The sequence below is a fragment of the Cellulomonas cellasea genome (assembly GCF_006538745.1).
Classification (GTDB): Bacteria; Actinomycetota; Actinomycetes; order Actinomycetales; family Cellulomonadaceae; genus Cellulomonas_A; species Cellulomonas_A cellasea.
On sequence record NZ_BJLR01000016.1, the window covers coordinates 39,327 to 54,668 of the forward strand.

The 15,342-nt window shown below is 73.8% G+C and carries 13 protein-coding genes; 9 read left to right on the top strand and 4 right to left on the bottom strand.

Annotated features, from left to right (window positions below; all coding sequences use genetic code 11):
- Nucleotides 1-34: 34 nt before the first annotated feature.
- Nucleotides 35-409: a TFIIB-type zinc ribbon-containing protein gene (locus tag CCE01nite_RS07240; protein WP_034624999.1), complete on the top strand. Its 375-nt coding sequence runs from the start codon at nucleotides 35-37 to the stop codon at nucleotides 407-409.
- Nucleotides 410-442: 33 nt separating this feature from the next.
- Here the strand turns inward: CCE01nite_RS07240 and CCE01nite_RS07245 are convergent, their stop codons facing one another.
- Together CCE01nite_RS07245 and CCE01nite_RS07250 are read right to left on the bottom strand one after the other, a co-directional pair.
- The gene (locus CCE01nite_RS07245) at nucleotides 443-1,408 is read right to left on the bottom strand and encodes an alpha/beta fold hydrolase (RefSeq protein ID WP_052103453.1); all 966 of its coding nucleotides are present in this window, start codon (nucleotides 1,406-1,408) and stop codon (nucleotides 443-445) included.
- A gap of 37 nt (nucleotides 1,409-1,445) precedes the next feature.
- Nucleotides 1,446-2,087, bottom strand: a complete 642-nt coding sequence (locus tag CCE01nite_RS07250; RefSeq protein ID WP_084142446.1) for a TetR/AcrR family transcriptional regulator — start codon at nucleotides 2,085-2,087, stop codon at nucleotides 1,446-1,448.
- Between the two features lie 172 nt (nucleotides 2,088-2,259).
- Here CCE01nite_RS07250 and CCE01nite_RS07255 point away from each other — a divergent pair, with 172 nt between their 5' ends.
- Nucleotides 2,260-2,919 (top strand): hypothetical protein, encoded by a 660-nt coding sequence (locus CCE01nite_RS07255; RefSeq protein WP_141372122.1) that lies wholly within the window; start codon nucleotides 2,260-2,262, stop codon nucleotides 2,917-2,919.
- A gap of 67 nt (nucleotides 2,920-2,986) precedes the next feature.
- Here CCE01nite_RS07255 and CCE01nite_RS07260 read toward each other — a convergent pair whose 3' ends face one another.
- Both CCE01nite_RS07260 and CCE01nite_RS07265 read right to left on the bottom strand, forming a co-directional pair.
- Nucleotides 2,987-3,388, bottom strand: coding sequence for a VOC family protein (locus CCE01nite_RS07260; protein WP_034625005.1), 402 nt, complete (start codon nucleotides 3,386-3,388; stop codon nucleotides 2,987-2,989).
- A 100-nt stretch (nucleotides 3,389-3,488) separates the two neighbouring features.
- Entirely contained in the window at nucleotides 3,489-3,848 is a 360-nt protein-coding gene (locus CCE01nite_RS07265; protein ID WP_034625007.1) for a DUF3817 domain-containing protein, read from the bottom strand.
- 166 nt (nucleotides 3,849-4,014) lie between these two features.
- On the opposite strand from CCE01nite_RS07265, the gene helR reads away from it, so the two are divergent.
- From helR to narI, 7 genes are all read left to right on the top strand, one after another.
- Entirely contained in the window at nucleotides 4,015-6,165 is a 2,151-nt protein-coding gene (gene helR, locus CCE01nite_RS07270) for an RNA polymerase recycling motor ATPase HelR (RefSeq protein WP_034625010.1), read from the top strand.
- 143 nt (nucleotides 6,166-6,308) lie between these two features.
- On the top strand, nucleotides 6,309-6,542 hold the full coding sequence (locus tag CCE01nite_RS07275; RefSeq protein ID WP_034625012.1) for a hypothetical protein: 234 nt from the start codon (nucleotides 6,309-6,311) through the stop codon (nucleotides 6,540-6,542).
- Nucleotides 6,543-6,787: 245 nt separating this feature from the next.
- The gene (locus tag CCE01nite_RS07280) at nucleotides 6,788-8,080 is read left to right on the top strand and encodes an MFS transporter (RefSeq protein ID WP_034625014.1); all 1,293 of its coding nucleotides are present in this window, start codon (nucleotides 6,788-6,790) and stop codon (nucleotides 8,078-8,080) included.
- 131 nt (nucleotides 8,081-8,211) lie between these two features.
- The gene (locus CCE01nite_RS07285) at nucleotides 8,212-11,970 is read left to right on the top strand and encodes a nitrate reductase subunit alpha (protein WP_034625016.1); all 3,759 of its coding nucleotides are present in this window, start codon (nucleotides 8,212-8,214) and stop codon (nucleotides 11,968-11,970) included.
- 51 nt (nucleotides 11,971-12,021) lie between these two features.
- Nucleotides 12,022-13,827, top strand: coding sequence for a nitrate reductase subunit beta (gene narH / locus CCE01nite_RS07290; RefSeq protein WP_084142447.1), 1,806 nt, complete (start codon nucleotides 12,022-12,024; stop codon nucleotides 13,825-13,827).
- Nucleotides 13,824-14,501, top strand: a complete 678-nt coding sequence (gene narJ, locus CCE01nite_RS07295; RefSeq protein ID WP_034625019.1) for a nitrate reductase molybdenum cofactor assembly chaperone — start codon at nucleotides 13,824-13,826, stop codon at nucleotides 14,499-14,501. The genes narH and narJ overlap by 4 nt, the downstream gene beginning before the upstream one ends.
- Nucleotides 14,498-15,256, top strand: a complete 759-nt coding sequence (narI, locus tag CCE01nite_RS07300) for a respiratory nitrate reductase subunit gamma (RefSeq protein ID WP_034625022.1) — start codon at nucleotides 14,498-14,500, stop codon at nucleotides 15,254-15,256. The genes narJ and narI overlap by 4 nt, the downstream gene beginning before the upstream one ends.
- Nucleotides 15,257-15,342: the final 86 nt, after the last annotated feature.

Consider the following 15,342-nt stretch of genomic DNA (forward strand, 5'->3'; position numbering starts at 1 on the left):
CGGACCGGCCGCCCACCGAGCGAGGAGTGCGGCGATGAAGTGCCCGATCGACGGTGCTGACCTGGTGATGTCCGAGCGGCAGGGGGTCGAGATCGACTACTGCCCGCAGTGCCGCGGCGTGTGGCTCGACCGCGGGGAGCTCGACAAGATCCTCGACCGTGCGGCGGAGCTCGCCGGCCCGGCCGCCGCGCCCGCGCCGGTCCAGCCGGCGCAGCAGTACCCGACCGCGCCGTACCCGACCGACCCGTACCCGTCCGGCGGCTACGGGCGCCCCTCCGGCGAGGGCCACCGCGACGACCGCGACGAGCGGCACCGTGGCGACTACGACCCTCGCCGCGACCCGCGCAACCAGCCGTACCGCAAGAAGAAGAAGGAGTCCTGGCTCGGGGACATCCTCGACTTCGGCTGAGCGGCTCGGGCCGACGGGTTCAGGCCGACGGGCTCAGGACGACGGCCTCAGCGCCGAGGGTCGCGCGGCGATGTCCCGCACGATGAGGTCGATCGTCGCCTCGTCGCGCAGGATCCGCTGGTGCCCGAGCCCGTCGGTCGCGACCAACGTCGCGGTCGGCCACGACTCCGCGACGCGGTGGCCGACCGCGAACGGGGTCTCCTTGTCGCGCCGGTCGTGCACGACGAGGGTCTGCGGGAGCTGCCCGTCGGCGCCGAGCGGTGCGAGGTCGAAGTCGCTCAGCGCGTGCCCGACGAAGTCCTCCAGCGCGCCGCGCAGCAGGCCCTGGACGCGGGGGGACAGCCGGAGCATCCGGTCGAAGTCCGCGAGGATCTCGGCGAAGTCGTGGTTGGGCGCGATCAGCACGAGCCGCTCCGTGCGCAGCGGCCCCGCGCTCAGCACCTTCGACGCGGCGGTCGTCCCCATCGAGTGCGCGACGACCGCGGCGGAGTCCCCGAAGTGCGCGCCGACGACCTCGAGCGCCTCCATGACCTCGACGAGCGTCCCGCGCCGGGGGCCCAGCACGCTCGGGTCGGAGTCGCCGTGGCCCGGTGCGTCGAACGCGACGACGCGGTAGCCGGCGTCGACGAGCGGCGCGACGAACGCCCCGAGCTGCCCGCGCCAGCCGCCCCACCCGTGCACGAGGTAGACGACGGGACCGGACCCCCACGACTCGGCGACGACCCGGCCCCCGCGCGGCGCGGCCAGCTCGACGACCTCGCCGGCGTGCGGCCGGAAGTCCTTGCGGCGCCCGGTGCCGCCGGGGAGCGTGCACCAGAGGGTGAACGCCTCGGCGCCGGCGCGGCGCGGTGCGACGACGCCGAGCACGTGCAGCCGGCCGCGGACGTAGGCCAGGCGGGCACGGGCGGCGAGCCGGCGACGGGTCGCGCGGGCGGTGCCGGTGCTGGGCGCGGTGGCGGGGGTCGGGGTCGTCCGGGCGGAGGTGTCGACGGCGCTCATGCGGCGGCCTGCTCTCGGGTGGGGGCGGTGCGGGAGGTCATGCGGAGGCGGTGACCGCAGGCGTGGCGGCGGTGAGGTCGGCGCGCGCGGCGTCGAGCAGGCGGTCGATCGCGGTGCGGGCGTGGCGCTCGGCGGCGGGGTCGGAGAGCAGCCGGTAGCCGTGGTACATCGCGAGCATCACGCCGTGCAGGTCGGTCGCGAACTGCTCGGTGTCGGTGTCGGGGCGCAGCTGCCCCTCGGTGACACCGCCGGCGACCATGCGCGCGATGCTCTGCGCGAGCTGCTGGTGCTGCTCGCGCAGCCGGTCGCGCACGGGGCCGTCCTGCTCGTCGAGCTCGGTGCTGGCCTTGACGAACAGGCACCCGCCGGGCTGCCGCTCGAGCCCGCACCGGATCCACAGGTCGGCGAGCGCGCGGACCCGCTCCACGCCGCGCGGGGCACGCAGCGCGGGCACGATCACGGTCGTCGCGAACTCCTCCGCGGCCGCGTCGAGCACCGCGAGCTGGAGCGCCTGCTTGGAGCCGAAGTGCGCGTACATCCCGCTCTTCGACATCCCGACCTCGTCGGCCAGCCCGCCGATGGTGAGCCCGCCGAGCCCGACGCGGCACGCGAGCTCGACGCCGCGCGTGAGCACGGCGTCCCGGGTCCGGCGTCCCTTGGGCAGGGCGGTCGTCGTCATCTCGCGAAAATAGCACGATCGTCCGAAAATAACAGCACGGTCGTGCGGAAAGCCTCCGACCGCTGGTCTGCGCGTGCGCTCCGGGTGCCCGCGCGGTGCGGGACTGGTGCGGGGTCCGTGATCTGGACCGCGGCCGGCCCGTGGGGCTGCGCGGGGCCGTTAGCGTCCGCGTGTGAGAACAGAACGCGTGGTGCGGGACGCCGTGACCGGTGTGCTCGCCGGGGTGGTGCCCTGGGCGTGGCTCGTCGCCACCAGCGCACGCTGGTCGTGGGCGCTGGCGGTGCGAGACGCGCTTCCCGCGGAGGCGATGTTCCTGACGTGGCTCCGCGGCCCCGCCCCCGTGGTGCGCGGGCTCGTCGCCCTCGTCGCGGTCCCGCTGACGATCGCCCTCGCCGTCCTCGTCGCCCGCCGGGCCGGGGCCGTCGCCGGCGTGGCGGCCGGTGTCCTCGTCACGCCGGTCGTGCTGCACGTCGCCCTGCTGGCGATCGCCCCGCCCAGCTACGGGACGCGCACGACGTTCGACGTCATGCGCCCCGGCCTCGAGCAAGCCGTCGCGGCGATGCCCGACGATGCCGAGAAGGCCGGCTACGGCGGCACGCCGCTCGCGCCGGAGCACCGCGCGCTCACGACGAGCGGGAAGGCCGAGGCGTGGGACGGCGGCGTCTTCTTCCCCCAGTGGACACGGATCATCGACGACGCGGGCGGGTACTTCTACAGCCCCCGCGCCTCACCCGAGGGCCGGGACATGCACGGGATGATCTGCGAGGCACCGCTGCGCCTCGACGACGCGTGGTGGGCGTGCGGCATGCCCCCGGAGCCCGCTCCGTCCTGACGAGGCGCGCCTGCGCGGCGGCTGGACGGGGCGGTGCCCGACACGGCAGCGGAGGCGGAGACTCGCCCTAGGCCCGCAGCACGGCGAACAGCGAGTGGATGTTGCCCTCGGGGTCCGCGAAGAACCCGGTGTAGTGACCCCATGCGGTCTCGACGGGGTGCGCGACGGCCTCGGCCCCGTGCGTCGAGAGCCACGCGAAGCGCTCGTCCACCTCGCCGCGGTCGGCGCACTCGAAGTTCAGCTCGAACGCCTGACCGGTCGTCCGGGCTCGGTACGCGGGGTGGTCGTGCGTGTTCGCGAGCATGCCGGCGCGGGAGAAGACGGCGAACCGGACACCCTCGCCGCCGAACGCGACGTAGTGCTCCTCCGCGACCTCGATCGTGAGTCCGAGCGCGTCGCGGTAGAACGCGCTCAGCTGCTCGACGTCGTCCGCGAGCACGGTGATGCCCTCGAGTCTGGGGGTGGCCATGCGCTCAGTCTGGGGGCAGTGGCACCCTCGCCTGTCCCTGCTGCGTCATCCGCGGCGCTCGGCTCGGAGCGCACCTCGGCAGTCGGGTCCGGGCTGTCGGTCAGACCTGCGCGGGGACGGGCTGGGCGTCGTCCGTCCGAGGCCGCGCACCGCCGAGCAGCCCGCGCCGGCGCGCCACGACCTCGAACAGCAGCGTCGTCAGCGGCGGGACGCTCGCGGCCAGCGCGAGCAGCGTCACGACCCACGACCACCGCAGCACCCGCGCGGCGACGAGCGTCGTGACGCAGTAGACGAGGAACGCGCCGCCGTGCAGCCGCCCGAACAGCCACACGCCGGCCTCGGTCGTCTCGGTGACGTACTTGAGGAACATCCCGACGAGGAGTCCGGTCCAGGTCACCGCCTCGACGACGGCGACGGTGGTGAAGGCGCGGCGGGCGAGGGTCTGGTCACGTGCGGTCACGGGTCCATCCGATCACGCCCGCGGAGCGCTCGGGACACGTCGTCGCGGGGACGCGTCCATCTCCCGCCACTCCCAACCTATAAACCACCCGGGGGCTTGTGGCAAGGCCCCCGTCGGGGCGCAGAATCGCCGGCCCAGGCAGTCCCGACGCAGATGGGCGGACCCCGTGCACCCCGTGACGACCAGCGCCTTCGACCTCCCGGCGCGCCTGACCGCCAAGGCCGACCCGGCCCTGACCGCGGCCGACGAGCAGCACCTCGCGGCGGTCGCCGCCGCCCTCGACGAGCAGGTCGCGGACCTGTCGAGGCGCCTCGACGACGCGCGCCGGGCGCCCGGCGGCAGCGGCACCGCGGCGCTCGAGCGCGACCAGGAGATCCACCGGCTGACCGCGCGCCTGCGGCTGCTGCGGCGGTTCGGGCTCGACCTGTGCCTCGGGCGGACGGTGCCGGCCGACGGCTCCGAGCCGGTCTACGTCGGGCGCGCCGGGCTCACGGACTCAGGCGGGCGCCGGCTGCTCGTCGACTGGCGCTCCCCGGCCGCGGAGCCGTTCTTCGGCGCGACGCACGGCAACCCGATGGGCCTCGCGAGCCGGCGCCGGTACCGCTGGACGCGTGGGCGGGTCAGCGACTACTGGGACGAGGTCTTCACCGCGGACGGCCTCGAGGGGCACGCCGCTCTCGACGACCAGTCGGCGTTCGTCGCGAGCCTCGGCGCGAGCCGCTCGCCGCGGATGCGCGACGTCCTCGCCACGATCCAGGCCGACCAGGACGCCATCGTGCGCGCGGGGTCGCGCGGCGCGCTCGTCGTCGACGGCGGTCCGGGCACGGGCAAGACGGTCGTCGCGCTGCACCGGACCGCGTACCTGCTGTACTCCGACCCGCGCCTCGGGCACCGGCGCGGCGGCGTGCTGTTCGTCGGCCCGCACGAGCCGTACCTCGCGTACGTCGGCGACGTGCTGCCGAGCCTGGGGGAGGAGGGCGTGCAGACGTGCACGCTGCGTGACCTCGTCCCCGAGGGTGCCACGGCGCGGCCCGAGCCGGACCCGGACGTCGCACGCCTGAAGTCGTCGGCGCGCCTGGTGGGTGCGGTCGAGCAGGCCGTCGCGTTCTACGAGCGGCCGCCGACGGCGGGCACGACCGTCGAGACCGACTGGGCCGACGTGTGGCTGGACCCCGACGACTGGGCCGAGGCGTTCGGGGCGGCGGAGCCCGGCACCCCGCACAACGAGGCCCGCGACGAGGTGTGGGACGCGCTCCTCACGATCCTCGTCGACAAGCACCGCGACGAGGACGACGACGCGGGACTCCTGCGTCGGGCGCTCGCGCGCGACCCGGACCTCGGGCGCACGTTCGGCCGGGCGTGGCCGCTGCTGGAACCGACCGACGTGGTGGGCGACCTGTGGTCGGTGCCCGCGTACCTGCGGCTGTGCGCGCCGTGGCTCACCGCCGACGAGGTCGCGGACCTGCAGCGCGCCGACGCCCAGGCGTGGACCGTGGCCGACCTGCCGCTCCTCGACGCCGCGCGCCGCCGGCTGGGCGACCCGGAGACGTCCCGCCGGCGCGCGCGTCACGAGGCCACCGTCGCCGCCGAGCGCGAGCGCATGGCCGACGTCGTCGCGCACCTCGTCGAGACCGACGACTCCGAGCTGCACCTCATGTCGATGCTGCGGGGGCAGGACCTCCAGGACGCGCTCGTCGACCCGACGACCCCGCGCTCCGCCGACCCGGACGCGGTGGCCGGGCCGTTCGCGCACGTCGTCGTCGACGAGGCGCAGGAGCTCACCGACGCCGAGTGGCAGATGCTGCTCGCCCGCTGCCCGTCGCGCAGCCTCACGATCGTCGGGGACCGGGCGCAGGCCCGGCACGGGTTCGCCGGGTCGTGGCCCGAGCGGCTCGCGCGCGTCGGGCTCACGCACGTCGAGGTGGCGTCGCTGACGATCGGCTACCGCACGCCGGAGGAGGTCATGGCGGCCGCCGAGCCGGTCATCCGGTCGGTGCTGCCCGACGCGAACGTACCGACCGCGGTGCGCCGGTCCGGTGTCCCGGTCGTGCACGCGCACGTGTCCGAGCGCGACGCGGTGCTCGACGCGTGGCTCGCCGAGCACGACGAGGGTGTCGCCGTCGTCGTCGGCGACCCGGGCTTCCGCCCGCGGGACCGGGTCCGCTCGCTGACGCCCGAGCTCACCAAGGGGCTCGAGTTCGACCTGGTCGTGCTCGTCGACCCCGAGGCGTTCGGCGGCGGGATCGAGGGGGCCGTCGACCGCTACGTCGCGATGACCCGCGCGACCCGGCAGCTCGTCGTCCTCACGCGCTCCTGACGCTGGAGAGGGGCTTGCGGGCCGGGCACGATGCGAGAAACGTGGGTCGTGCTCGCGGCCGAGCCCGCCGCCGCAGCGGTCACCGGCCCGCGTCCGTGCGGTCGGTGGCCCGAGCGCCGCGCACGAGGGCGAAGGAGCCCACGATGACCAGCACTGGAGAGACCGGCAGCGTCACCGGGACCAAGGACAAGGACTACAACATCCTCTGGTTCACCCAGGCGTGCCTCGACAACGCGCTGCGGCTGGAGACCTACATCCAGGACGCGGAGCGCGACGGCGACACCGAGCTCGCGGAGTTCTTCCGCCGCGCGCAGGGCGAGAGCCGCAAGGGCGCCGAGCAGGGCAAGCAGCTCCTGGCGAGCCGCCTGGCCCGCTGACCGGGCCGCACCTCACGGGCGCGACGGGTCCCGCGTCGCACACGCCGGGACCCGTCGCGTCCGCGCGTCCGCTCCGGTCCGCCTCGCCCGTGCCGCCCGGTTCGGCGGACCGAGCCGGGCGCTTGTATTGCCACGTCCCCGCCCAGGTCAAGGGCCTGACGTCCTGCCGCCCGCGGACGCCCGGTGCTACGTTCGCCACGACCTGCCGAGAGTCACGACGACGTGACGAACTGCGAGGGGGCCCCATGTCGGGACGCAGCGGAGAGCCGCACGGTCGTGCCGGGACGGCGCCTCCGGGGCGCGGTTCACGGGGTCGCACGACGGCCGCGACCGCACACGCGCAGCCGCTCGCGGCACCCACCGGCTCGCCGCGCAACCTCGTGCTCGCGATGCTCGGGTTCCTCGTCAACTTCTGGGCGTGGGCGCTCATCAGCCCGCTCGGCGCGGCGTACCGGGAGCGGCTCGACCTGAGCGGGTTCGAGCAGGCGGTGCTCGTCGCGGTGCCCGTCGTCGTCGGGTCGCTCGGGCGGATCCCGGTCGGTGCGCTCACGGACCGGGTCGGTGCGCGCGTCATGTTCCCGGTCGTGAGCATCCTGACGGTGCTGCCCGTCCTGTTCGTCGGCCTGGTCGCGGAGAGCTTCGCGGCGATGCTCGTCGGCGGGTTCTTCCTGGGGCTCGGCGGCACGGCGTTCGCGATCGGGGTGCCGCTCGTCAACGCGTGGTACCCGCCGGCGCGGCGGGGGACGGCCCTCGGGATCTTCGGCCTCGGCATGGGCGGGACGGCGATCTCCGCGTTCACGACCGTGCGGCTCACGAACGCCGTGGGTCCCGAGGCGCCGTTCCTGCTCGTCGCGTGCGTGCTGACCGTCTACGCGGTCGCGTCGGGGCTGCTCGTGCGCGACGCCCCCGGCCGGGTCGTGCCGCAGGGCTCGTTCCTCGCGCGGACGTGGGCGACGGCGCGGCTCCGGGCGACCGCGCAGCTGTGCGTGCTGTACGCCGTGGGCTTCGGCGGGTTCGTCGCGTTCAGCGTCTACCTGCCGACCTACCTCATCAACGCGTTCGACCTCACGCAGGAGGACGCCGCGCTGCGGACCGCGGGCTTCGTCGTGCTCGCGGTGCTCATGCGCCCGGTCGGCGGCGCGCTGACCGACCGGTACGAGGCCACGACCGTGCTCGCCGTGTGCTTCGTCGGCGCCGCGGTGCTCGCCGGCGTCGCGGCGCTCGAGCTTCCGCTCGTCCCGGTCGGCACGGTCGCGTTCCTCGGCCTCGCGGCGCTGCTCGGCGCGTCCTCGGGCGCCACGTTCGGCCTGGTCGCGAGCCTCGCGCCGTCCGAGAAGGTCGGCGCGGTCACCGGGCTGGTCGGCGCGGCGGGCGGGCTCGGCGGGTTCGTGCCGCCGCTCGTCATGGGCGCGGTGTTCGACGTCGTCGGCGACTACAGCCTCGGCCTCGCGCTGCTCGCCGTCGTCTGCGTGCTCACGGCCCTGTTCACGCGCGGACCCGTCCGCCGCCACGCCCGCGCGCAGCGCGCCCCCGCCTGACGCCCGCACCCGGTGCCTGACCCGCACCCGCGCCCCGTCCCGCACCCCCGCCCTCGCACCCGCCGACCACCACCCGTACAGCACGACCCGCACGACCCGCTGGACCCGACCACCCGGAAGGACCGCGCACCGTGACCCTGCAGAACGACCCGCCCCGACTCGACGGCGACGTGACGGAGGCCCTGCTGCGGACGCGGCGGTTCCTCACGAAGAGCTCCGTGTCGCCGGACCTGCGGACGCTGCACCAGATCGGCGGGCGCGACGCCGACACCTTCTACCGGGACCGCTGGAGCCACGACAAGGTGGTCCGCTCGACGCACGGGGTCAACTGCACGGGCTCGTGCTCGTGGAAGGTGTACGTCAAGGACGGCATCATCACGTGGGAGTCGCAGCAGACGGACTACCCGTCGGTGGGCCCGGACTCCCCGGAGTACGAGCCGCGGGGCTGTCCGCGCGGTGCGGCGTTTAGCTGGTACACGTACTCCCCGACGCGGGTCCGGTACCCGTACGTGCGGGGCGTGCTGCTCGAGATGTACCGCGAGGCCAAGGCGCGGCTCGGGGACCCGGTGCTCGCGTGGGCGGACGTCGTGAACGACCCGGTCAGGGCGAAGCGCTACAAGCGGGCCCGCGGCAAGGGCGGTCTGGTCCGGGCGACGTGGGACGAGGCGGTCGAGCTCGTCGCCGCGGCGCAGGTGCACACCATCAAGGAGCACGGGCCCGACCGGGTCGCGGGGTTCTCGCCGATCCCGGCGATGTCGATGGTGTCGCACGGCGCCGGCGCCCGGTACCACGCGCTGATCGGCGCCCCGATGCTGTCGTTCTACGACTGGTACGCGGACCTCCCGGTCGCGTCGCCGCAGGTGTTCGGCGACCAGACGGACGTCCCCGAGTCGGGGGACTGGTGGGACGCCGGCTACCTGATCATGTGGGGCTCCAACCTCCCGGTGACCCGCACCCCGGACGCGCACTGGATGGCGGAGGCGCGCTACCGAGGGCAGAAGGTCATCGCAGTCTCGCCCGACTACGCGGACAACGTGAAGTTCGCCGACGAGTGGCTCGCGGTGCAGCCGGGCACGGACGGCGCCCTCGCGTTCGCGATGGGGCACGTGACCCTCAAGGAGTTCTTCGTCGACCGGCAGGTCCCGTACTTCCGCGACTACGTGCAGCGCTTCACCGACCTGCCGTTCCTCGTGCGGCTCGAGGAGCGGGACGGGCGCTGGGTCCCGGGCAAGTTCCTCACCGCGGAGGACCTGCCGGGCAAGGAGGCGCGGAGCGAGAACGCGGCGTTCAAGACGGTGCTGCTCGACGCGCGGACGGACCGGCCGGTGGTCCCCGGCGGCTCGCTCGGGCACCGGTACGGCGAGCAGGGCGTCGGGCGCTGGAACCTCGACCTCGGCGACGTCGAGCCGCTGCTCAGCGCGGGCGGCCCGGTGCTCGGCGAGGTCGGGTCGGCCGAGTCGGTCGTCGTCGACCTCCCGCGGTTCGACACGCTCGACGGGACGGCGGCGGTGTCCCGGCGCGGGGTGCCCGTGCGGCGGGTCGGCGACCACGTGGTCACGACCGTGCTGGACCTGCTGCTTGCGCAGTACGGCGTCGGGCGCCCCGGTCTGGGAGGGGAGTGGCCCACCGGGTACGACGACGCGTCGCAGCCGGGGACGCCCGCGTGGCAGGAGCAGTTCACGGGCGTGCCCGCGGCCAAGGCCGAGCGGATCGGGCGGGAGTTCGCGGCCAACGCCGAGGAGTCGCGCGGCCGCTCGATGATCCTCATGGGCGCGGGCACCAACCACTGGTTCCACTCCGACACGATCTACCGCACGTTCCTCACGCTCACGACCCTCACGGGCTGCCAGGGCGTCAACGGCGGCGGCTGGGCGCACTACGTCGGCCAGGAGAAGGTCCGCCCGGTCACCGGCCAGCAGATGTACGCGACCGCGAACGACTGGGCCCGCCCGCCGCGCACGATGATCCAGACCGCGTACTGGTACCTCCACACGGACCAGTTCCGCTACGACGCGTTCAGCGCCGACACGCTCTCCGCGGCGACGCCGGGCACGGGCGGGCTGTTCGCGGGCATGACGACGGCCGACGTCATCGCGAAGTCGGCGCGCATGGGCTGGATGCCGTCCTACCCGACGTTCGACCGCAACCCGCTGGACCTCGCGGCCGACGCCGAGGCGGCCGGGCTGCCCGTCGGGGAGTACGTGCCGCGCGAGCTCACCGAGGGCCGGCTGCGGTTCGCGGCGGAGGACCCGGACGCCCCCGAGAACTGGCCGCGCGTGCTGACGGTGTGGCGGGCCAACCTGCTCGGCTCGTCGGGCAAGGGCAACGAGTACTTCCTGCACCACCTGCTCGGGACGGACTCCAACCTGCTCGCCACGGAGGCGCCGCCGGGCTCCCGGCCGCGGGACGTCACGTGGCACGACGAGGCGCCCAGCGGGAAGCTCGACCTGCTGCTCTCGCTCGACTTCCGGATGACGAGCACGACCGTCTACTCCGACGTCGTGCTCCCCGCGGCGACCTGGTACGAGAAGCACGACCTCAACACCACGGACATGCACCCGTTCGTGAACTCGTTCAGCCCGGCGATCGCGCCGCCGTGGCAGACCCGCACCGACTTCGAGATCTTCCACACCCTCGCCCGGGAGTTCTCCCGGCAGTCCGTGCAGCACCTGGGTGTGCGCCAGGACGTCGTCGCGGTCCCGCTCACGCACGACACCCCGGACGCGATGGCCAACCCGCACGGCCGGGTGCAGGACTGGAAGGCCGGCGAGTGCGAGGCGGTGCCGGGCCGCACGATGCCGAAGCTCGTCGTCATCGAGCGGGACTACCCGGCAGTCGCCGCGAAGCTCGCGACCCTCGGCCCGGTCCCCGACACGCTGGGCCTGACGACCAAGGGCGTGACGTTCGACGTCGGGCCCGAGATCGAGTACCTGCGGCGCAAGAACGGCGTCGCGCGGATCCCCGCCGGGGCGCCGGGCGCGGTGGCCGACGGACGCCCGCTGCTGTCCCGGGACGTGCACGCGTGCGAGGCGATCCTCGCGCTGTCCGGCACGACGAACGGCCGGCTCGCGGTGCAGGGCTTCCACACCCTCGAGAAGCGCACGGGGACGCTCATGGCCGACCTCGCCGCCGAGCACGAGGGCAAGCAGGTCACGTTCGCCGACACCCAGGCCGCCCCGACGACCGTCATCACGTCACCCGAGTGGTCCGGCACCGAGCACGGCGGGCGCCGCTACTCGCCGTTCACGATCAACGTCGAGCGGCTCAAGCCCTGGCACACGCTCACCGGGCGGCAGCACTTCTACCTCGACCACGACTGGATGACCGAGCTCGGGGAGGGGCTGCCGGTGTTCCGGCCGCCGCTCAACATGCAGGCGCTCTTCAGCGAGGGAGCGGTGGGCGCGACGGGACCGGCGGGGCCGAAGGGCGAGCTCGGCGTGACCGTCCGCTACCTGACCCCGCACAACAAGTGGTCGATCCACTCCGAGTACCAGGACAACCTGTTCATGCTGTCGCTCTCGCGCGGCGGCCCCGCGATCTGGATGAGCAACGTCGACGCCGCCAAGGTCGGCATCCGCGACAACGACTGGATCGAGGCCGTGAACCGCAACGGCGTGGTGGTCGCGCGGGCGATCGTCTCGCACCGGATGCCCGAGGGGACGGTGTACATGTACCACGCGCAGGACCGGCTCATCGACGTGCCGAAGGCCGAGACGACCGGGAAGCGGGGCGGCATCCACAACTCGCTGACCCGCCTGCTCGTGAAGCCCAGCCACCTCATCGGCGGCTACGCGCAGCTCGCCTACGCGTTCAACTACCTCGGCCCGACCGGCAACCAGCGCGACGAGGTGACGGTCGTCCGTCGCCGCTCGCAGGACGTGGAGTACTGAGATGACGCGACCGACGAGCGTGGCACGGGGAGCGGTCCGGGGCGTGACCCGATGAAGGTCATGGCGCAGATGGCGATGGTCATGAACCTCGACAAGTGCATCGGCTGCCACACGTGCTCGGTCACCTGCAAGCAGGCGTGGACGAACCGGACCGGCACCGAGTACGTCTGGTTCAACAACGTCGAGACCCGCCCCGGCCAGGGCTACCCGCGGACCTACGAGGACCAGGACAAGTGGGAGGGCGGCTGGACGCTCAACAAGAAGGGGCGCCTCCAGCTCAAGGCCGGCGGCCGGCTGAAGAACCTGCTGACCATCTTCGCGAGCCCCAAGCAGCCGTCGATCGACGAGTACTACGAGCCGTGGACGTACGACTACGAGAACCTGACGAACGCCCCGCTGCAGGACCACGTCCCGGTCGCCCGCCCCAAGTCGCTGCTCACCGGCAAGGACATGCAGGTCGGGTGGAGCGCGAACTGGGACGACGACCTCGGCGGTGCCCCGGAGCTCACGGTCCACGACCCGGTGCTGAAGAAGGTCTCGGACAAGGTGAAGCTCGAGTTCGAGCAGACGTTCATGTTCTACCTGCCGCGCATCTGCGAGCACTGCCTGAACCCGTCGTGCGCGGCGTCGTGCCCGTCCGGGGCGATCTACAAGCGCGCCGAGGACGGCATCGTGCTCGTCGACCAGGACGCGTGCCGCGGCTGGCGCAAGTGCGTCACGGGCTGCCCCTACAAGAAGGTCTACTTCAACCACAAGACCGGCAAGGCCGAGAAGTGCACGTTCTGCTTCCCGCGCATCGAGGTCGGGCTCCCGACGGTCTGCTCGGAGACGTGCGTCGGGCGCCTGCGGTACATCGGGCTGGTGCTCTACGACGCCGACAAGGTGCTCGCCGCGGCGTCGGTCACCGACGAGAAGGACCTGCTCGACGCGCAGCGCGGGGTGTTCCTCGACCCGGACGACCCGCAGGTGCAGCGCGAGGCGGAGGCCGCGGGCATCCCGCACGACTGGGTCCAGGCCGCGCAGCGGTCCCCGATCTGGGCGCTGATCAGCACCTACGAGGTCGCCCTGCCGCTGCACCCCGAGTACCGGACGATGCCGATGGTCTGGTACATCCCGCCGCTCTCGCCGGTCGTCGACGTGGTGCAGGAGACCGGCGTCGACAGCGAGGACGCCTCGAACCTGTTCGCCGCGATCGACACCCTGCGCATCCCGGTCGAGTACCTCGCGGAGCTGTTCGCCGCGGGGGAGACGGCGCCGGTCACCGCGGTGCTCAAGCGGCTCGCGGCGATGCGCTCGTACATGCGCGACCTGAACATGGGCCGCCCCGGCAACCCGCGCATCCCGGAGTCCGTCGGGATGGACGAGGCGACGATGTACGAGATGTTCCGCCTGCTCGCGCTCGCGAAGTACGACGAGCGGTACGTCGTCCCCGCCGCCCACGCCGAGCAGGCGCACGGCCTCGAGGAGCTCGCGACCGAGTGCAGCCTCGACTACGACGGCGGACCCGGCATGGGCGGGTCGGGGCCGTTCGGCGAGGGCTCGGGCGGCAACGACCCCATCGCGGTCGAGAACTTCCACATGCTCAAGCAGCGCCAGACGACCGACACCGTCGCCGAGCCCGAGTCGAGGAAGGCGCGCGTCAACCTCCTCAACTGGGACGGCAAGAGCGCGCCCGCGGGGATGTTCCCACCGCGACCCGGGCCCGACGGGGCGAACCTGCGCGAGCCCGAGGGCGACGACTCGGCGGCGCTCGTCCAGCCGCTGCCCGCCGGGGGGTCCGTGCCCGGACCGGCCGGCACGGGCACCGAGCCCGTGGCCCGGACCGACGAGGACCCGACGACCGGGGGCCGGCCGTGAGGCGGCTCGCGCGCCGGGACGCCGCACGGAAGGCGGCGACCCGCGAGACCGCGCTCGTCCACCGGGTCGCCGCGCTCGTGCTCGACTACCCGGGCCCCGAGCTGCTCGCGCTGCTGCCCGACCTGCGCACCGCCGTCGGGACGCTCGACGGCTACCTCCGCGCCCCGCTCGACCAGGTGCTCGACCACCTCGACGCGCACCCCCCGGTCGCGCTCGCGGCCGAGTACGTCACGACGTTCGACCTCGCGCGGCGCCGTTCGCCCTACCTGACCTACTACGCGTACGGCGACACCCGAAAGCGCGGCGTCGCCCTCGTCGAGTTCAAGCAGGCGTACCGCGCCGCGGGCTTCGAGGTCTCGGCGGACGAGCTCCCCGACCACGTGGCCGTCGTCCTCGAGTTCGCGTCGACCGGCGACGAGGCCGCGCAGGAGTCGGGCCTGCGCCTGCTCCTTGCGCACCGCGCCGGGCTCGAGCTGCTCCGGCTCGCGCTGCTCGACCTCGGCTCCCCGTACGCCGGCGCGCTCGTCGCCGTCTGCGCGACCCTGCCGCCGCTCGCCGGCGACGACCGCGAGGCCGTCGCCCGGCTCGCCGCCGAGGGCCCGCCCGGCGAGGAGGTCGGCCTCGAGCCGTTCGCGCCGCCGTCGTACATGCCCGGAACAGGAGCCCGTCGATGACCACGACCGCCGACACCCTGCTGTGGGTCGTCATCCCGTACGTGTGCCTCGCGTTCTTCGTGCTCGGGCACGCCTGGCGGTACCGGTACGACAAGTTCGGCTGGACGACCCGCTCGTCGCAGCTCTACGAGCGCCGGCTGCTGCGCTGGGCGAGCCCGCTGTTCCACTTCGGGATCCTCGCGGTGTTCCTCGGGCACGTCATGGGCCTCGGCATCCCGAAGGCGTGGACCGAGGCGGTCGGCATGAGCGAGGAGCTCTACCACGTCCTGGCCGTCTCGATCGGCGCCGTCGCGGGGTTCAGCACCGTCGTGGGGCTCGTCCTGCTGATCTACCGCCGCCGCACCGTCGGGCCCGTGTTCCGCGCGACGACCCGCATGGACAAGGTCATGTACCTCGTCCTCGCGGTCGTCATCTTCCTCGGGATGTGGAACACGGTCGCCGGGTCGGTCCTCAACCTCGGCGGCCACTACGACTACCGCGACGGCGTCTCGGTGTGGTTCCGCGGGATCTTCCGGTTCGACCTGCACCCCGAGCTCATGGCCGACGCCCCGCTCGGCTTCCAGCTGCACGGCATGGCCGCGATGCTGCTGTTCGCGCTGTGGCCGTTCACGCGGCTCGTGCACGTGTTCAGCGCCCCCGTCGGCTACCTGTGGCGGCCCTACGTCGTGTACCGCTCGCGCTCCGACCGGCTGGGCGCCCGCCAGGCCCGGCCGGGGTGGGAGCGGGTCGAGCGCAAGGAGCCGTCGCGCCGCTGACGGAGGCGGGGCGCAGGGCGGACTGGCGGGCTCGCGGGCTCGCGGACGCGCGGGCCGCGTCGGGAGACCGGGCCGGCGAGCCGGTG